Genomic DNA, 18,809 nt, shown 5'->3' with positions numbered 1-18,809 from the left:
CAGTTCGACCGCATCGCGGGCATCGCCAGCAAGAGTCACAACCTCACACTGCAGCTCTCGGACGCGGCCAAGGACTGGCTGGCCGATCGCGGGTTTGACCCGGCCTTCGGCGCCCGTCCACTCAAGCGGGTGATGCAGCGGCAGGTCTCCAACCAGCTCTCGAAAGAGCTGCTGGACGGCTCCGTCGAGGATGGCGATACCGTTCGAATTGACCTCGCGAAAGCGAACGATCACCTCACGTTCGAGGCCATCCGGGCCGGGACGGAAGAGGCTGCCGAAACCGCAGAACCCGGCGGCGACGGTGCGGTCAGCCTGTAGAACGCACGATGCTATCGGATGGAGTAACCCAAAAGGGGCTGCCGGCAACGGCGGCTCCTTTTTTCGTTATGGCGTTTGGATGTTATGGCGTTGGATTGTTGACGCGTTGGGTCGTTCACCGTTGGACGGGGATTAGGGGCGAATCCGTCTATTCGCTCGCTCATGGTCGTCGTTCCGCCTCACAATCCGACCTGCCAAAACCGACCCACGACACCCAAACACCTGAACTCTGAACGTGCCGTGGCCGGTTCGGTCCTGGCTTTTCGCTATCACTCATAGGACATCCCGTTGCCTCAACCTCTGACCGCCCGTTCATAACATGTATCGATCCGACCCGACGTCCAGGAGATTCATCTCCGCCCGCCCCGCCTGGTTTTTATTCTTATCGGCTGCTCTCGTTTTCGTCGGGATCACCAGCAGCGGGTGTCAGAAGGTTTCTGATATGAAGCAGGCCGCCGAAGACGCGTCAAAAGCACTGGAGCAGGCAGAGCAAGCGGCGAACTCACAGGAAGCCGGCGAGCGTATGGGCGAGGCATTCCAGAAGCTTCGCGAAACGGCCGGGGGTGGCAAGGTTGTTCAGGCCATCGACTTTCGAAAGCTGAAGCCGGTCTTGCCCGCATCCATCGATGGGCTGGAGGCGGGGGACGTCGAAGGCTCTCGCAGCAGTCAGATGGGCATGAGCACGTCGAAGGCCGAAGCCGTGTATCGCGGCGATGGCGAGCGGGTTGCCATCACCGTAACGGACATGGGTTCGATGAGCGGACTGTCTTCTCTATCCAGTCGCATGAGCGCGTGGGCCGAGAGCGAAACCGAGAGCACAACGGGCTACGACCGCGGGACCACGATTGCCGGATACGACGGGCGCGAAAAGTTTCGTTCGTACGATGGTGGGCGGTCGTCGGGACAGTTGAAATTCCTCGTTGCCGATCGCTTTCAGGTGGAGGTTGATGGACGCAATGTGACAATGGACAAGATGAAGGCCGCTGCTCGCTTGGTTGATTTTGACGCACTTGAGGCAATGAAGGACGAGGGCGTAGGCGTCAACGACGGCAAGCAAGAGGAGGTCGCCGACATGTACAAGGAGTTTCGGGAGGCGGAGAAGAGCAAGGCAGCAGCGCCCGAAGCGGGAGAACCGGTGCCCCGAATGCCCGTGGATGCGGCCGAGCTAAAGGCGCTGCTTCCGGAGGCCCTGATCGGCCTGTCACAGTCCGGCTCGCGAAGCAAGACGCAGACGCTCGGGGAGAACGCATCGGTTGTCCGCGCGGAAGCCGATTACGTGGATGGGGAGAGGGAGCTGTCGATACACGTAATCGACTACGTGCAGGTCGTGCCGGAAACGGGGGTCCTTCCAGGAGCGACGTGGATGATGTTCGACGTGAGCAAGGAAAGCGACAGCGGCTACGAAAAGACGACGGAAATTCAGGGGTACCCGGCGAAGGAGACATTCCGGACGACCGGCACGGCGATGCGGGCCGAGATCCAGATGGTCGTGGACAAGCGGTTTTTCGTGGAAGTGGCCGCTCAGAATCTCACGATGGAAGAGGTGAAATCCGCTGTTGCGGCTGTCGGACCCGACCGCCTCGCGAATCTCGCACGAGCGGGTGCGTAGCGATCGGCTCCCGGTATGACCGTCGACGGCAACCGACGGGTCTCCGACGGGTGCAGCACATTCAGTGGAAGCACGCTCGGTCGCCGCGTTCGACTTGTATCGGCCTATCGTGCTACGGGCTCACGTTCGTTCGCGGGGACTCGCATTCGGGTGGTTCGCCAATGATCTTCCCCGAGCATGTCTTCGAGACCGGTGCGCGACTCCTCGAGAAAGGATGTGCCGGCGGCGTCGCCCTGCTGTAGGAGGGCACGTCCCAACCAGCCTTTGGCCTCGTCCAGTCGCCAGGGGGCGCCTCCGGCCCCGGACTCGAAGATCTTCACGGCCCGGCGAAGCAGCGGCTCGGCGTCCCCGGGTCGGCCGTCAAGGACGAGCAGGCTCCCGCGCCCGATCAAAAATTCTCCCATCCTCCGGTGCGTGCCGGAGAATCCGTCTTCAACGATCGGGTGGGCGCGTTCGAACAACGAGTCGGCTTCTTGAAGCGCGCCTCGATCGACAAGAAGCGTGGCGAGGGCCGTCATATCGACCCCGACCTCGCGGTGCGTCTCCCCGAGCAATTGTTGGTCAAGCCGGACGACGCGCCGGTATCGCGACTCCGCCTGCTCGAACCGCCCGGCCTCGTGCAGGGCGCTGGCAAGGTTGAAGAGCGTGACGACAATGCTCGGATGCCGGTCGTGGCCGACGACCTCCGTCTTCTTCTCCAGCACCTCGCGATAGATCGACGCCGCGTTCTCATACTGTCCCTGGCGCTGGTACACGAGGGCCAGGTTGTTCTTCGTGTAGAGCACCGTCAGGCCGTCCGGGTTAACGCGTTCGCGGCGGTCGATAATATCTCGGTAGAGGTTTTCAGCTTCCTCGTACCGCGTTCTTTCGGTGTAAAGCAGCGCGAGGCTGATCTTGAATTTGTCGAGGCGGTCGTTGTCCGGGTCCAGCACCTGCTCACTCTGGCGCACCGCATCCTCGAGGAGCGGCTGTGCCTCTTCCAGGCGGTCTTGCTCGTTGAGAACCGTTCCAAGGCCCTCCTTTGCGTACGCAAGGTCGATGTGGGGCGCCGAATAGTGCTCCTGGCGAATGTCGAGCGCGGTTCGAGCTGCTGTCTCCGCGCGGTCGATGTGCCCGAGTTCGACGAGAACCGATGATGCATTGTGCAGAATGGTCGCATGTTCGGGGCTGCGCGTTCCGTAGACATCCTCGCTCAACGGGAGCAACTGCTGTAGGACCGAGTCGGCCGCTTGAAGGTTGCCGACGGCCTGGATCGTCTCCATCCGTGCGTTCAGAATATTCGTCAGATCGTCGGGGGCTGATCGCCCGGATCGGTCATACGCCTCCTGAGCAAGGCGGAAGAGGGAGTCCGCGGTGGGGTATTCCCCTTTTCGGCGAGCGATTTCTCCGCGCTTGTAAAGCACATGGCTCCGCTCGAGGGGTGACAAGTCATCGATCCGGTTGGCCACGACCTGGGCCTCAGCAATGAGACGGTCCGCCCGTGACGTGTGATTGAGGTCAGCACGAACGTTTGCCAGGACAAGCAGCAGTCGGAGGCGGACCCGGGGAGCGGCATCTAGCTTGGCGACCCGCGCTTCGCCGCGGCTCAGGAGGTCGCGGGCGGAAAGCGTCTCCCCGGCCGTATTGCGGGGTGTGTTTTCATTGAAGAGGTTGGCCAGGAAGTCGGTGACGGTGGTCGCCTGCTGCTCTGCGAGCCGGGCCCGGTCCCGTTCCTGCGTAATCTGCATCGTGTACGCGATCGCACCGGCTGTCAATGTGAGGAGGACGACGGCCGTCGCGAGGATCGGGCGCGCATGTCGGCGGACGAATTTATTGGCACGGTACGACCATTGACCGTCGCGGGCGTGCACGGGCTGATTGTTCAGGAACCGGCGGATATCTGCGGCCATCGCTTCCGCCGATCCGTACCGCTGACCGGGCTCCTTGCGGAGCGCCTTCATCACGATTGCATCGAGATCTCCTCGCAGGGTGCTGCGAAGCGCCGCCGGATGTGTGCGACGGGTTCTACTGATTTCGTCCGGCGCCGCGCGCTCCGTCGATTGGGTGACCGCCGTGCTTGGACGGGTCGGCGTCTCTTCGCATACAGCCTGCTCGATCGCGAAAAGCGACCGTGCGTTCGGGTGATACGGACGCCGACCGGTCAGCAACTCATAGAGCACGACCCCGAGCTGGTAGACATCGGTTGCCGTCGAAATCGACTCACCGCGAATCTGCTCCGGTGCCGCGTATTCCGGCGTCATCCATCGCTCGCCCGTCCGGGTCAGGCCTGTCGCATCGTCCCCGATGATTTTCGCGATGCCGAAGTCGAGAAGTTTGGGCTGCCCGTCTGCCGTAACGAGAACATTCGAGGGCTTGAGATCCCGGTGGACGACGAGGTTCTGGTGGGCATGATGCACGGCGTCAGCCACCGTGACGAACAGCTCAAGTCGGTTTTCGATCGACAGCCGCTGGTCGTCGCAGTATGCGTCCAAAGGTTGCCCCGCGACGTACTCCATGACGAAGTAGGGCTGTCCGTTGGACGTCGCGCCGCCGTCGAAAATGCGAGCCACGCGGGGATGAGTCAGGGCAGCCAGGACCTGCTGCTCGTGCGCAAAGCGATCGAGAACGGCGCCTGCATCCGCCGGCCGAGTCAACAGCTTGATGGCAACCTCCTGGTCGAACGTGTCCGTGCGCTGCGCTCGGTATACAACGCCGGACCCGCCGCGCCCCACTCGCTCCTTCAGCTCGAACGGACCGATCCGTTCGCCGCTTCGGTCGGGAGGAGCGGACGTCGGACGGTCCACCTCATCCAGAAAATCAGCCGCCTTCACCGCTGGGGTCTCGAGAAAGGCGTCGATCTCGTCGAAATGGTCGAGCAGATCAAACACGTGTTCTCGAACCGTCGGATCGTCGGTGACCGACCGGACGAACGCTTCCCGATCCGCCTTCGGACGATCGAGGGCGTCTTCGAAGATCGCCTCGACGAGATTCGAGAAGCGATGGGTGGACATCGTACCGGAAAGCGGTTAGGGGAGAAAGCCGGGCGAATGATCCGACGGGCGGCATCCCGGTGAGGCGTATCGAAGGAAAATGTAGGCCAGGTCTCGTGGTGTCAAGACCGTTACGTTCAGCTCTCGGGACAGCCATGGTAAGAATAGATCAGGCCATCCACCAGATACGAGTCGCGCGATCGGATGCGTGGGAGGCTCCGGATGCTGAAAAGGGCGTGCGAAACGATCGTCTCGCCGCGAATATGTGCGTTCTTTCAGGTTGGATCGTAAAAAATAGCGGTTTCGTGGTGCCGTGGGTGGCGACGCCGAGGGCGGCGTCAAATTTATTGGCGTGTTGATGGCCTCGTTGATGGCCGAGTTGCGCTATCTCGACAGGAGGGCCCCGTGCCGTTCCCTCCGGTTGCTGCTACACGCATCGACCATGTTTGCTGCAAGCCCCCTCCTTAATCTATTGAACGCTATGCCGAACGCTACGAATCTGCTTAGACCTCTTCTCATTCTGGCCTGTCTGTTTACAGGCTGCCTGTATTTCGCCCCCGGTGCACACGCGCAAATCGTGCTCGACGTGAACAGTGTTGCTGATGATGGAGATGCCAATCCCGGTGATGAAATCTGTGCGACCGCTGCAGGCGAATGTACGCTACGGGCAGCATTGAATGAGATTAGTGCAGAGGACATCCAGGACCGATGGGTCGTCGAGTTTGACGAAATTCCGACCACAACGGAAAACGGCCGGCAGGTGGCACGCATCGCGACGGTAAGCGAACTCGACCTGAACGGCTCGAACGTGGAGATTCGTGGCGACAACGCTCCCGGCTGGCAGGCGGGCGATCCGCCGATCGTCTACATCGATGGAAGCACGGCAACCGGCGGCGCGACGGATGGCTTGGAGCTCCGATCGGATGCAGACACCGTATCGGTCATCGGGCTGGGTATCGTGGGCTTCCCGGACGACGGGATCAACCTGATCGGCTCATCGACCGGATCACGTCCCTTCCACGTGGCGATTCAGTACTGTTGGGTCGGCATTGAGCCGAATGGCACCACAAACGGAAACGGATCTGCCTCAGCAGATGAAGGGGCAGGGATTGACCTTGCGAATCCGCGGAACGTGACGATCGGCGCCTCCGGCGTCTCCGGCTTCGCCAGCGACCCGATCAGCAACACAGCCGTGATCTATGCCGATGGCGGAGAGAACGTGATCGGCGGGAATGCGGAAATGGGCATCAACCTGTTCTCGACCGACTCGGTCGATCGCTCGCTCCGGGAAGGCAATGTTGTCATTGCGAATAACTACATCGGGCTGCTGCCGGACGGCACGACGCCTCGCGGGAACGGTACCTTTGGGATCAAGGTCGAGAACACGCGAGACAGCTACATCGGCTACGCAAATGGCAGTCAGGAACGGTTCCCGAATTACATTGCCGGAAATGCGTCCGGCGGCATCTTCATCGATTCTGAGACGATCGAGGTTGTCGCGAACGTGATGGGTACCACCGCCGATGCCACCGCCACGTCCATGTCGCTCGCGCCGGGCCAGGACGGCATTCTGCTACAGAATTCAACCCGCGCTGGCGTCAACAATATTGGCGACATTGCGGGAGACGGAATTGTCGGGCAGTATAATATCATCGGTGGATACGTGTACGGCGTTCGTGCTGGAACGGGCGATGATGCCTCGGGGGCGGATCTAGAAGCAGATCGCGAGTTCATCCGGGAAAACTACTTCGGCGTCTCGCCGGACGGCGCAAGTATCCCGCTCCAGAGTGCAGGGATCTATTCCCAGTTTGCGGATTCGCTGCAGATCGATGGAAATGTGTTTGGCAACATCGGGAGTGGCGGCACCGAGGATGCCGCGATCTCTCTCCCGCAAACGGAGATTGGCAATCACCAGATTGAGAACAATCTGATCGGTGTGCTCGAAGACGGCTCCGCCCAACCGATCAACGGCGACGGGATCTACATGGGAGACCCGGGAGGGTCCGACAGTTTCATCGACAACAACTTTATCGGCAACGCGACCCGCAACGGAATCTACGTATTCGATGTGGCGGATGTCCTCGACGGGCCCGTGATCACCAACAACTCGATTGGCACCACAGTGGGTGGTGCAGACATCGGAAATGGTGATGCGGGCGTTCGATTCGCTAATTCCGTCTCCGGCGTCGTCGGAAGCCGGTCGGATCAGACCGATCCGGACGCAGACGGCAATCTGATCGGCTTTAACGGCGGACCGGGCGTGGCCGTGACCGGCTCGGACTCCCGCGTCGTCATACGGGGCAACACGTTCCGCGACAACGGCGGTCCGATGATCGATCTCGGCGACGACGGCATCACGGCGAACGACCCCTCCAACGGCGATGCCGACACCGGCCCGAACAAATTGTTAAATACGCCGGAAGTCGTCAGCTTCGACTGTCAGCCGGGACTCTCAGAAGATGACCTGACGCTGACGTACCGCGTGCGCACCACGGACGGGAACGCTGCGTTCGATGAAGACGACGGCATCCTCATCGACCTGTACGCCGGCAGTGATCCAGACAATGTCGACACGTACCTGACGACGGATACGTATCTGAACGGCTTCACAAACCAGACCGTCGTTACCTCCGCGCCGAATCTCTGCGAACAGTATCTTTTCCTGACGACCACGGACGACTTGACGTTCACCGGTTCTCTCCAGGAAGATCGCAGCACGAGTGAGTTTACGAGTCCCGCGGAGCAGCTTCCGGTCGAACTCGCCTCGTTCGATGTGCTCCCCACCGGCGACCGGGGCGTGCAGTTGACGTGGAAAACGGTATCGGAAGAAAACAACGACCGTTTCGAAATTGAGCATCGGGCGCCGGAGGCGACCGAGTTTGCAGCCGCAGGTACGATTCAGGGCGCCGGGACGACGACCGAGCCGCAGCGCTACGAGTTTTCGATGAGCGCATTGGACGTTGGCACGCACACGTTCCGCCTCCGCCAGGTCGACGTGGATGGTACCAACACCGTGTTGGATGAGCGGCAGGTGCAGGTGCGTCTGGCCACGGCCTTCGAACTCACGATCGGGCCGAATCCGGTCCGCACGTCCGCCCGGGGCACACTCGTGTTGCGGGAGGCGCAGACGGTCCGGGCGACGGTGTACGACGTCCTTGGGCGAGTCGTGCAGACGGTCCACGACGGGCCGATGACGTCCGGGAAGAATGAGCTGACGCTGGATGCGTCGACCCTCGGAAGCGGCCGGTACTTCCTTCGAATTCAAGGGGATGCCTTCTCGACGACCGAATCGATCACTGTCGTACGCTGAGTCCGACGGTTCCTTTGGACGCGACGGCGGCAGCCCCGGATCGTGACTCCGGAGCTGCCGCTTTTCGCTGGGCCTCTAATAAAATGCGCCAATCGCGCGGATCAGGCAACGACGCCGGCAGACGTGTCGACTGGAGCTGCGCCGATCCATTCCCACGCGTCGGCTTCGTCCTCGAGATCGAAGTGCCGCACCTCCATCGCCATGAGCGGGTTCAGGAGCGAGGCAATCCCCGCCATCCAGTCAGGCCCGCCGACGAGGGCGTACGCCCCGACGTGTTGCAGTGCGCGGAGCTTCATTTTGACGATGTTTTGCGTGAAAACGCTGGGCCGGAGGCCGTAGTGTTCGACGCGGAGAAGCAGCCGGACGGTACCATGGCGTGCGTACGCGGCGTCGAGGTCATCGGCGAGCAAGCGGATGTCGGCAGCGCGAAGCGGGCCGGTCAGGGCGAAGGCCCGGACCGAGTCCCGATTGGTCTCGACGCGATGAAGGTTGGGCATCGGTAATTCAACGTCTTCCGAGGCCCAGTCCAGTCCCTGCGTCCGATGCTCGGGATCGAAGACGCGAATGTCCATGCCCGGCAGGATGCGATTCTCCCACGAGGCGACGACATCGATCCATCGGGCGCGCGTGACAATGGCGACACGCCGGATGCGTGTCAGGTCGCGGATGTGCTTCAGACTGTATCGCAGGTCGTCGAGCAGGGCCGCGAGCGTCAGACGCTCCAGTCCGCGCAGATCGAGGTACATCGCAATCGACTCATTCTGTTCGAGTCGTTCGTCAATGCGGTCGGTAACCGTTTTTAGCTCGCCCGCATCAACCGTCTGGTCCACTTTGATGGCGATGACATCGTCAGGTGCTGCAAGAAACTTGATCATATCGATCACCGAAAGTCCAGTCCGGGAGGCATGGACCCGAAAGGTCCGACAGAGGCGTTCATGAAGCTGTATGTCCAGGTCTGAACCGCCCGTCAGGGTGCCCCTCGACCGTTCGTGGGGGAAATCATCCTTTCGAATGGCGAAGGAGAGAGGCTCGGGGTTTGGGGTGTGCGGGCTGTGCAAGGACGGATGAACGGAAAACACGTTCGGGTGGTAGCGTGTGGTGGGTCGGATACGGTGGGTCGGATACGGTGGGTCGGATTCGGTCCGACGGACGGCGATCGCAGTCGAAACGACGAGGCCAACTCCCACTCCCGGCCCAGCCGTCAACGCGTCAACGGTCAACGCGTCAACGGTCAACGATCCAACGGTCAACGATCCAACGGTCAACGATCCAACGGTCAACGAATCAACGGTCAACGAATCAACGGTCAACGAATCAACGGTCAACGAATCAACGCCGGGCCATCCGCGCCGCCGGTTCCAATGAGATGCCGGATCGGCGCCCGCCAACATGTGCCAGGCGGGCAGAAGGGCGTTTTCCAAATCTCCAATCCTCACCCTCCTTTCTGCATCACGAAGATCCTCGGGTGCAGGCCGCCCACCTGGACGCGGCGGACGTGGCGGACATCGAAGGAGACGCTGCCGGCGGCGGTGACGTCCTGGAGCGCACCGCTGAAGGGGCCGGGTTTGAGAACGAGGACGACAAACCAGCCACCCGCCGGTAGGGCGCCGTGCACGGCGAGGAGGAGTTTACCGTAGAAGGAGACGAGGTCGAGCCCGGCCCCGAGGCGCTTCCCGAACGGAGGGTTCGTGACGACGAGGTCGGGTGGCGTCTGGAACTGGTCCGGGAGCGCCAACGCATCGCCCGCTCTGATGTGAATGCGGTTCTCCAGCGATTCGGCGGCGACGTTTCTCCGGGCCCCCTCGACCACCTCAGCACTCCGGTCGATGCCGACGATCGTTGCGTCCGGCCAGTACCGCGCGGCCTCGATCGGAATCGTGCCGCTGCCGCAGAACGGATCGACCACCAGGCCAGGCGGGTCCGTCAGGTGAGGGAGTCGAAGCAGGGCGTAGGCGACGTTCGGGCTCAGAGCGGCCGGAGGTTGAAAGACGCGGTGCTGCCGCTTGCTGAGGGCAGAGTCGGTGATCTGCGTGCTCACGCGCACCCGGTTTTCGCGGACGTCCACGCGCACCTCAAGGTCAAAGTCCTCCAGGTCGACGTCCGTGCCGTAGCGGTCAACAAGCCCCGCCCCGGCGGCGCGCATGACGTCTACACTGGTGAACTCGTGGTCGCCTCGTCGTAGCGTGGACACCCGAAATGAGGAGGCGTCGGCCATGCCCGGAACGTCGTGATCAGACAGGACCGAGCGGATCGCTGTCATCGGATCTGTTTCCGGGAGGTCGAACGTGTACTCTGGTGACAGGATGTGGTGAATCGATCGGAGGGACCGGGCGAGCTCCAGCACGACGTCCCGTGACGCCTCGGCGACGACATGCGTGTAGCTGGTCATACCGTCCGGGGTGGCCTGAGACACGGCCACGGAGACGCCGGCCGCACGGGCCGCGTCCTCGAACTCCTGCGCGGTGATATCCTCGAGCCCCTGATTCGTCGTCAGGAGCAGCGGCGTCCGATGGGGGCTGCGGAGGATGCGAACGGAAGCCATTGGTTTAGTGTGACGATCGGCAGCGCGGCGACACCGGGCGCACGAGGCCCTCGTGCGCCCGGTGTCGGATCTAAAAGTAGACGGTAGCGCGCACAACACCCGCAGTGGTTACGACCGTGTTGTCGCCGGTCAGAATCTCCAGCCGTCCTTCGACCGAGAAGCTAAAACCGTTGGCGAGGAAGTACTCCGCACCGCCGAATCCGGAGAGCACAAGGTCGGAATCGCCGTCGGCCGGGCCGGGCGGCTCGATGCTGAGGATGCGGAGTCCGGGTCCGGCGTAGGGGGCGACCCGTCCCTGACGAAAGAAGAAGCGGCCGTCGGCCCCCACGGAGAGGGCATCCTGGCCGTTTTCGCGCGAGATGAAGCCGAGCTCAGGCGCGAGAACAAACTGGTCGGTGAGCCAGATGGGTAGCGAGACGGTGCCCGGGACGGTGAACGTGTTCGGAGAATCCTTGAGGCCAGCCGAGATTCCGACCGTTGTCGGGGAAGGTGTGGACTGCGCGAACGTGGAGGGGGTGATAAGAAGCAGGGACAGACCCGCAATCAATGCGGCAACGATGCGTCGATTCATAAGGCAAAAAGGGATCGATAAACGGGATGGAAAGGACGGCCATGCGACGCCTCTCCGACGGGAAGGGCTCGGTGCGGTTTCCTCTGCTCGCGGCGTCCACCTGTCTTCCCTGACGATCGAGACGCCTACGCGTCGGGCTGTTGGCCCTGCTGGAGCGTGGCCTGGATCTGCCGGGCGGCGTCTCGCTGACCCACCGCCATGTAGATTTTCGAGAGTGCGTTGCCGGCCGACGTTGTGCGCCAGTCGTCTGCCCCGAAGCGCTCGTTCATCACGCGGAAGCTTCGCTGAAGAGGGGGTATGGCGTCGCGGACGCGTCCCTGCTGGGCCCAGATCACGCCTCGAACCCCTTCGGCGGCGGTGATCTGCCAGTGGTCGGGCGGAAGCACGGCCTTCAGCACGTCGATGCCCTCATTGATTAGGGGTTCGGCCTCCTGCGTCTTTCCCCGGTCGGCGAGCAGCCAGCTCAGCCGAACACACGACGATGCAATGTGCGGGTGGTTTGCCGTAAGCAGCGATCGGCGCATGTCCAGGCCCCGGCGGTAGTACCGCTCGGCCTTGTCCAGCGAGTCCAGCCGGTGGTAGGTGAGGGCGGTGCGGGTGTAGGCGTTTGCAAGGGCGACGCTCTCCTCTCCTTCTTCTTCGATGTACTTGTCGATGGCAAGGAGATGGGTCTCGAGGGCCTCCTTGTGCCGGCCCTGCATCTGGAGGGTGCTGGCGAGGTTGTGGTAGGCATCGGCAGGCACGACCCTATCCGCCGCCTGGTAAATCTCCAGGTTTTTCCGGTAGAGCGACACGGACTCGGCATAGTTTCCCCATTCCCCGTTTACGATGGCCCGGCCGGAGCGCGGCCCGATCGTTCGCGGGTCGTTGGCGCCGTAGGCGTCGACGAGCCGGTTGAGGGCTACCGCATGCAGGGAGTCGGCGGTCTTGTAGCGGGCCTGCCGGAACAGCGACCGGGCAAGCGCGCTTTCCGTCGCCGCGAGTTCATGCGGTGCTACGTCCGGGTTCTGGTGCCGCGTTTGGAGGGCGTCGTACAGCATCGAGTCGGCCTGCGGGTAGCGTCCCATGCTGGCGTACACGTCGCCGATGACCGTCTCGACCTCGGCCTGGACCAGGGGCTGACCGGCAAGGTCGGACCGAATGCGGCTGGCTCCACGATCGACGACCTCGCGAACGGTCATGCGCTCGGATGATCCGGCCGAGAACGGATTTGAGGCTTCAAACAGGCTCGTGATGAAGGACGTCACGGCCTCCGCCTTGTCGCGCTCAGCCGCGATCTGCCGGGCCTGGTACGTGACCGTGATCGCGTACCCGATCAACAGGACAACGAACAGGCTGGCGGCGACAACGGCGGATCGATTTCGTTCAAGCAGCTTCTGCACCCGATACCGCAAGGTACCCCGCCGTGCACGGACGGGCTGGTTGGAGCGGAATCGCTGAAGGTCCTCCGCCAGGGCGTCGGCGGTTCGGTATCGGTCCGAGGGCGCTTTGCGGAGGGAGTGGAGGATGATGGAGTCCAGGTCGCCGCGGAGACGGCGTCGTAGCTGAACCGGGCTGAGCTGTCGGACGGTGCTGACGTCTTCCGGCGTCACGGTCTGCTGCTCGCTCGGCGGCCCGATGTCGCGGGTCTGAAGCACGATCGTGCTGGGACGCGTCGGGTCCGCCTCGCAGACGGCTTGCACGATGTCGTAGGCCGAGCGCTGATTGAGTTGATATGGACGGTGACCGGTCAGAAGCTCGTAAAGAAGCACGCCCAGCGCATAGACGTCCGTTGCCGTTGTGATGGCGTCGCCCCGCACCTGCTCGGGAGCGGCATACTCGGGCGTCATGAGGTGAAAACCCGTACGCGTGGAGGGAGCGTTTACGAGGTCGCGATGCGTCGACGCCTCCAGCACCTTGGCGATCCCGAAGTCAAGCAGCTTCACCGTCCCGTCCGACGTGACGAGGATATTGTTTGGCTTCAGGTCGCGGTGGACGATCAGGTTCTGGTGGGCATGCTGGACCGCCCCGGCCACCTTTTGAAACAGGTCGATGCGCGCGTCGAGCGACAGCTTTTCTTCGTCGGAGTATGTCGTGATGGGCCGGCCCTCAACATACTCCATGACCAGGTAGGGGCGCCCGTCCTCGGTCGTCCCCCCGTCCAGGACGCGCGCTATGTTCGGGTGGTGCAGGGAGGCGAGAATCTGCCGTTCGGCTCGGAAACGCTCCACCGCGTCGCGGTCCCGGAGGCGACGCATGAGCTTGATCGCCACCTCTTGCTCGAAGGAGCCGTCATCGCGCTGGGCGCAGTACACGGTACTCATCCCGCCCCGTCCGATCTCCCCGTCGACGCGGAACGGCCCGAGGCGCGTTCCCGGGTCGATTCCGGCGTCCAGATCTCGATCCGAGCCCAGCGCATCCGCGATGTCGCCCGCGAGCCGGTCCCTCCACTCGATCGTGTCGACGTCGTCGAGGAGGTCGGCGGCGTGAGCGGCCGCGTCCCGGTTCAGAAAATCCATCTCGGTGTCCTCAGCCAGGAGCGACCGGACCTCCTCGCGCAGGTCGGGGTCGTCGCAGATGTCGTCGAGCACCGACGTCGGGTCGTCGGGGTTACGGTCGAGCGCTTCATCGAGAACAGCGTTGATTTCGGTCCAGCGCTCGGGTGACATGCTCATAAAAGACGGGGTCAACGACCGACGGGTCAGGGAGAAAGCAGCGTCCGGCTGAGAGATGCAGGACGGAAGATGGTGGCATGAGAAGGGCCGGGGGCCACGGACGCACGCTCAGGATGCGACATCGATGCGCCACCGGCCGGAGAGGGGGGCGACGGGGCGTGCTCAGTCTTCCTCTTTGAGTGCACGGGCGAGCCATAGCTTTGCCTTTCGCCAGTCTCGTCGAACCGTTCGGGCGGAGACGTCCAAGAGTTCTGCGATCTCTTTTTCCTTCATCCCCCCGAAGAACCGGTATTCGACGACGCGGGCAAGGCGATCGTCGACGGACTCCAGCTGGTCCAGAGCCTGATCCAGCGCGATGAAAAGATCCGCCGAGCCACTGGTTCCGCCCACGCTCACGTCTTCCAGATTGAGGTGAGGGGCGTCGCCACCGCGCTTCTGCGCCTTCTTTCGCCGGGCGTAATCCACGAGGATATTGCGCATCACGCGGGATGCCATCGCGAAGAAGTGCAGGCGACTTTGCCACTCGACCTGTGTCTGGTCAATCAGACGGAGGTAGCACTCATGAACCAGAGCCGTGGTGCCGAGCGTGTGGCCTGACCGTTCGCCGAGGAGGCGGCGATGGGCGACCTGGCGGAGCTCCTGATACACTTCTTCCCAGAGCTTGTCGCCAGCGGCACGGTCACCGTTCTGGTACCGCCCGAGAAGAGTCGTAACATCTGCTGTCGTCGCCATGGGGGAGGGGGGAGCCATCGTCGAGGACCGGTATGCGATGCACGAAATTCGAGAAGGCCTGCAGGTAGCGCGTCGGAGCATGCCCGTAGCGTCCGCCCGTGGAGCGCACCTGCCGCTGGTACGCGAGGGACGCACGTGCACAGGGGAAGCCGCGTTCACAGGGGGACGCGTAACGAACGGATGGCGGCAATCCGGATGGCAGCAGTGTCGGCCCGGCCTGTGGAGCCGGGGACTCCGTCCGCGTAGGCCCGATGACGCCCTGCCTGACACCCTTTGCGCTCATTCTGTGATACGACAGCGCAGCCACGATGCCGACAGCGGGTGCCGGGATGTGGTTGCTGGCTCTTCATTCGAGATCGTTCCTAGGTCTATGCCTAGGTCTATGACAGACACAACGGAAAACGACGCACCCGCACCGCCTTCTGTATGCTCCACATAGATCTAGACGACCTCTGGATATCATCCGTTACATTACGAACATTCGCGTGGGTTGCGGGGACTGAACCCGTGGTAATACATCAGGATACACCTGTTGTTACACGAATGCAATGCCGCCGCACGCTGGAGGAGCCAATTAATGGCTACGAAAAGCGGATGATCGCAGGTGAGCCGCGAGGGCGACCGACACGTTTTGGCGCTGATTTTCCGTGCCACCCGTCGTTCATCGTCTGAGGCACGGCGTTCGCACGTACGGATCGTGAACCTGACGCCAAGATTTCGGAAAGGGTCGTTCTCGCCGGTCAGAAGTTGAAAAGTGCGGCCTTCTCAACTTTATTGGGACGATATGCCGGACTGCTCGCCTCTCGTTCTCCGGCGGCTGTGTCGCTGTGTTCGCCCCGCCTGATGCCCTCCCTACATGTATCTCAGTAAACTCGAACTGCACGGCTTCAAAAGCTTCGCGGAGCCGACGACCCTGGCTTACGATCCCGGTGTGACGGCGATCGTCGGCCCCAACGGATGCGGAAAGTCCAACATCGTGGATGCCGTCCGCTGGGTGATCGGGGAGCAGCGACCGACCGTCCTCCGATCTGAAAAGATGGAGAACGTCATCTTCAACGGCACAGCCGACCGCCGTCCGCTGGGGATGGCCGAAGTGCAGTTGACCATCGAAAACAATCGCGGCGTCCTGCCGACGGAGTACTCGGAAGTAACGATCGGTCGGCGACTGTTTCGAGACGGGAAGTCGGAGTACCTGATGAACGGGACGCAGTGCCGGCTGAAGGACATCACCAGCCTGTTCATGGACACGGGCATGGGCGCGGACGCGTACTCGGTCATCGAGCTGAAGATGATCGATGAGATTCTGTCGGGCTCGACCGAGGACCGCCGCCGCATGTTTGAGGAGGCGGCCGGGATCACGCGTTACAAGATGCGCCGGCGTCAGGCGCTTCGGAAGCTGGACAACACGCAGACGGATCTCGACCGCATCCGCGACCTGACGGATGAGATCGGATCGCAGGTCCGCCGCCTGAAGAAGCAGGCAAAGAAGGCGTCCAAGTACAACCAGTTCACGGAACGGCTCCACGAACTGGAGCTGATTTTGGCACAGGTCGAAGTGTCGCGACTGACCTCGCAGCGCCGCACGTTGCAGGAGGAGCAGGAGAAGCAGGAGCGGCGCAACGCAGAGCTTGCCGACCGAGAAGAGACGGCGGAGGGGCGGTTGGCCGAACTGCGCACGACACTGCAGCAGCGCGAAGAAGCTCTTCAGAACCGTCGCGAGGCGCTGCAGGAGCACCGTACGACGGTGCGGGATATGGAGTCGGAGCAACGCCTGCAGCGGGAGCGCCTCGACCGGGCCCGCCGTGACCGAAACCGCGCTCAAGAGGCGCAGGCGGAAGCGACGGAACGACGGGCGGCACTCGTTGAGGATGTTGACCGCCTTGAGGACACGCTCGAAAAGGCCCGTCCTGCTCTCGAAGAGGCCGAGAATGCACTGTCGGACGCACGGGACAGCCGCGACGCGTCCAAGCACCGAGCCGAGGAGCTGCGCGAACGCGTTCGAACCCTTCGGAGCAAGGCGCAGTCCGCTGAGCAAACGTTGTCGGAACGTCGCCGCGAACTGGACCGGCTGACCAACCGACTCGACCTGCTCGAGGAAGAACGGGACCGCGCCCGCGACCAGGCGGGGGAGCTACAGTCGGACGTCGATGTGCTGGACACGCGGGTCGAGCGCGCCGAAGCCGCCCGCGCGGAAGCCGAACGCCGCCGGGATGAGGCCGAGCGCGCCGTGCTCGCGATCCAGGATGAAAAGGATGCCGCCCGCGACGACCTCGACGACGCCCGTGAGACGCTCCGGGACGTCGAACGGCGTCGGGACGCGGCGGCGGCCGAGGTAGAACTCCTCGAAGGCCTCGTGTCGAGTTACGACGAGTTTTCCGACGCCGTACAGTTTCTGGCTACAGAGGGCCCGATCGACGATCTGCAGACCGTAGCGGACGTGCTCGCATGCGACGAGGATGTCCGGGTCGCTCTCGACGCGGCGCTCGGGGATCTCGCGTCCTGCGTGGTCGTCGGCTCGGACGCTGACGCGCGTTCGGCAATTCAGCGGCTGCGCGAGGCCGGGAAGGGGCAGGCCACCTTCCTCGTACTGGATCGCCTGCCCACGCCCATCCCGAATGGCAACGCGCCGGTTGGGACGCGGCCGCTTCGACACTCGGTTCGCACCGCGGACGCCCGGTACGACCGGCTCGCGGACGTGCTGCTACACGGCTGCTACCTCGCCGAAACCCTCGATAACGCATCCGACGCCACCGATGCGATCGACGGTGCCGACCGGATCTTCGTTCCGACGGGCGAATGGATCGACGCGCGTGGCGTGATGAAGGGCGGCAGCAAGCAGGATAATACCTCACCCGTCGCAAGCCGGCTCGGCCGCCGCGAGCAGCTGGAGCGTGCTGAAGAGCAACTGGCCGACCTCGAGGCGGAGGTTGAGTATCAGCAGTCGGTCGTGGACGATGCAAAGGACAGTCTGCAGTCGATTCGCGTCGAACCGACGGAGGACGCGCTGACGGAGGCCGAGAACGCCCTCTCCGAAGCCGACAGCCGACTCGACCGGGTACGTTACGAGCGAGAATCCATCGACGAGCGGCAGGATGAGCTGAGTGAGCGTCTGGAAGAGCTGTCGAATGAGCTGGACGACGGGAGCGACCGGGTCGACGCCCTCCGCGAAGAGGTAGACCGTGCGGCCGAAGAAGTGGACCGGCTTCGCAGCCGGCGAGCCGACGCCGAGGAGGCTCTCGACGAGGCGGAACAGGCGGAGCGCAACGCCGTCGACGCGTTCTCCGAGGCCAACGTGGCGGCCGTGGAGGCGCGAAACCGCGTTCAGAACCTCGAACGGGAGCTGGAACGGACGCGCGAGCAGATCGAGGACATCGATCGCCAGACGGAACGGCGAACGGAGGAGATTGCTCAGCTTCGCGACACCATTGAGTCGGCGATGGATGCGCAGTCCAACCTCGACGAAAACATCGAGGCAGCGCGCGCCGAACGGAATGAACGCGAGGCGGAGGTCGAGCAGGCCGAAGACGAACTCGGGGCGACGAAGAAGCAGATCAACGACGTAGAGAAACGCCTACGCGAAATCCGCCAGGAGCGGGAGGCAGCAGTCAAGGCCGAGAACCAGGCTGCTGTGCGACTCGCAGAAATCGGGACACGCATGCAAGACCTACTCGAAAGCGTCGACGAGGACTACGAGCGGGACCTGGCAACCCATCCCGTCGACGTGCCGGACGACCTCGACATAAAAGAGGCAGAGAACGAGGTGCAGAGCCTCCGCCGCAAGATCAAACGCCTGGGCAACGTGAATCCGCTGGCCCTCGAGGAGTACGAGGAAGAAAAAGAGCGCCTGGACTTTCTCACCGAGCAGCGCGAGGACCTGGAGGAGGCAGAAGAAACGCTGCTCGAAACGATCGAAGAGATCAATTCAACGGCTGCCGAACGCTTCTTCGAGACGTTCGGCCAGATCAAGGAGAGCTTCTCCAAAATCTTTACCGAGCTGTTCGGGGCCGGTGCGTCGGCGGAGTTGAAGCTGGAAGAGCCGGACAACCCGCTGGACACAGCCATTGACGTCATCGCCCAGCCAAAGGGCAAGCGCCCGGTCACGCT

The 18,809-nt window shown here is 62.9% G+C and carries 9 protein-coding genes and 1 pseudogene; 4 read left to right on the top strand and 6 right to left on the bottom strand.

What is annotated here, in order from left to right; genetic code table 11:
- Together ACFCU0_RS03045 and ACFCU0_RS03040 are read left to right on the top strand one after the other, a co-directional pair.
- A pseudogene (locus ACFCU0_RS03045) lies at positions 1-318 on the top strand (type VI secretion system ATPase TssH); the annotation flags it as partial.
- Between the two features lie 442 nt (positions 319-760).
- Positions 761-1,927, top strand: a complete 1,167-nt coding sequence (locus ACFCU0_RS03040) for a hypothetical protein (RefSeq protein WP_434972189.1) — start codon at positions 761-763, stop codon at positions 1,925-1,927.
- Positions 1,928-2,031: 104 nt separating this feature from the next.
- On the opposite strand, the gene ACFCU0_RS03035 is transcribed toward ACFCU0_RS03040, so the two are convergent.
- Positions 2,032-4,917, bottom strand: a complete 2,886-nt coding sequence (locus tag ACFCU0_RS03035) for a tetratricopeptide repeat protein (RefSeq protein WP_434972188.1) — start codon at positions 4,915-4,917, stop codon at positions 2,032-2,034.
- Between the two features lie 460 nt (positions 4,918-5,377).
- Here ACFCU0_RS03035 and ACFCU0_RS03030 point away from each other — a divergent pair, with 460 nt between their 5' ends.
- Positions 5,378-8,206, top strand: a complete 2,829-nt coding sequence (locus ACFCU0_RS03030; protein WP_434972187.1) for a T9SS type A sorting domain-containing protein — start codon at positions 5,378-5,380, stop codon at positions 8,204-8,206.
- Between the two features lie 101 nt (positions 8,207-8,307).
- Here ACFCU0_RS03030 and ACFCU0_RS03025 read toward each other — a convergent pair whose 3' ends face one another.
- The 5 genes from ACFCU0_RS03025 to ACFCU0_RS03005 all read right to left on the bottom strand — a co-directional run bounded on the left by ACFCU0_RS03025 (position 8,308) and on the right by ACFCU0_RS03005 (position 14,705).
- Positions 8,308-9,081, bottom strand: a complete 774-nt coding sequence (locus ACFCU0_RS03025; RefSeq protein WP_434972186.1) for an STAS/SEC14 domain-containing protein — start codon at positions 9,079-9,081, stop codon at positions 8,308-8,310.
- A gap of 557 nt (positions 9,082-9,638) precedes the next feature.
- Positions 9,639-10,748 (bottom strand): methyltransferase domain-containing protein, encoded by a 1,110-nt coding sequence (locus tag ACFCU0_RS03020; protein WP_434972185.1) that lies wholly within the window; start codon positions 10,746-10,748, stop codon positions 9,639-9,641.
- A 70-nt stretch (positions 10,749-10,818) separates the two neighbouring features.
- Entirely contained in the window at positions 10,819-11,319 is a 501-nt protein-coding gene (locus ACFCU0_RS03015) for a hypothetical protein (protein ID WP_434972184.1), read from the bottom strand.
- A gap of 125 nt (positions 11,320-11,444) precedes the next feature.
- Positions 11,445-13,973: a protein kinase domain-containing protein gene (locus ACFCU0_RS03010; RefSeq protein WP_434972183.1), complete on the bottom strand. Its 2,529-nt coding sequence runs from the start codon at positions 13,971-13,973 to the stop codon at positions 11,445-11,447.
- 162 nt (positions 13,974-14,135) lie between these two features.
- The gene (locus ACFCU0_RS03005) at positions 14,136-14,705 is read right to left on the bottom strand and encodes a sigma-70 family RNA polymerase sigma factor (RefSeq protein WP_434972182.1); all 570 of its coding nucleotides are present in this window, start codon (positions 14,703-14,705) and stop codon (positions 14,136-14,138) included.
- An 856-nt stretch (positions 14,706-15,561) separates the two neighbouring features.
- Between ACFCU0_RS03005 and smc the strand changes: the two genes are divergently transcribed.
- On the top strand, positions 15,562-18,809 hold a 3,248-nt coding region (gene smc / locus ACFCU0_RS03000), incomplete at its 3' end, for a chromosome segregation protein SMC (protein ID WP_434972181.1).

This window comes from Longibacter sp., from assembly GCF_051155795.1.
Classification (GTDB): Bacteria; Bacteroidota; Rhodothermia; order Rhodothermales; family Salinibacteraceae; genus Longibacter.
This window is presented reverse-complemented; position numbering and strand designations above follow the sequence as displayed.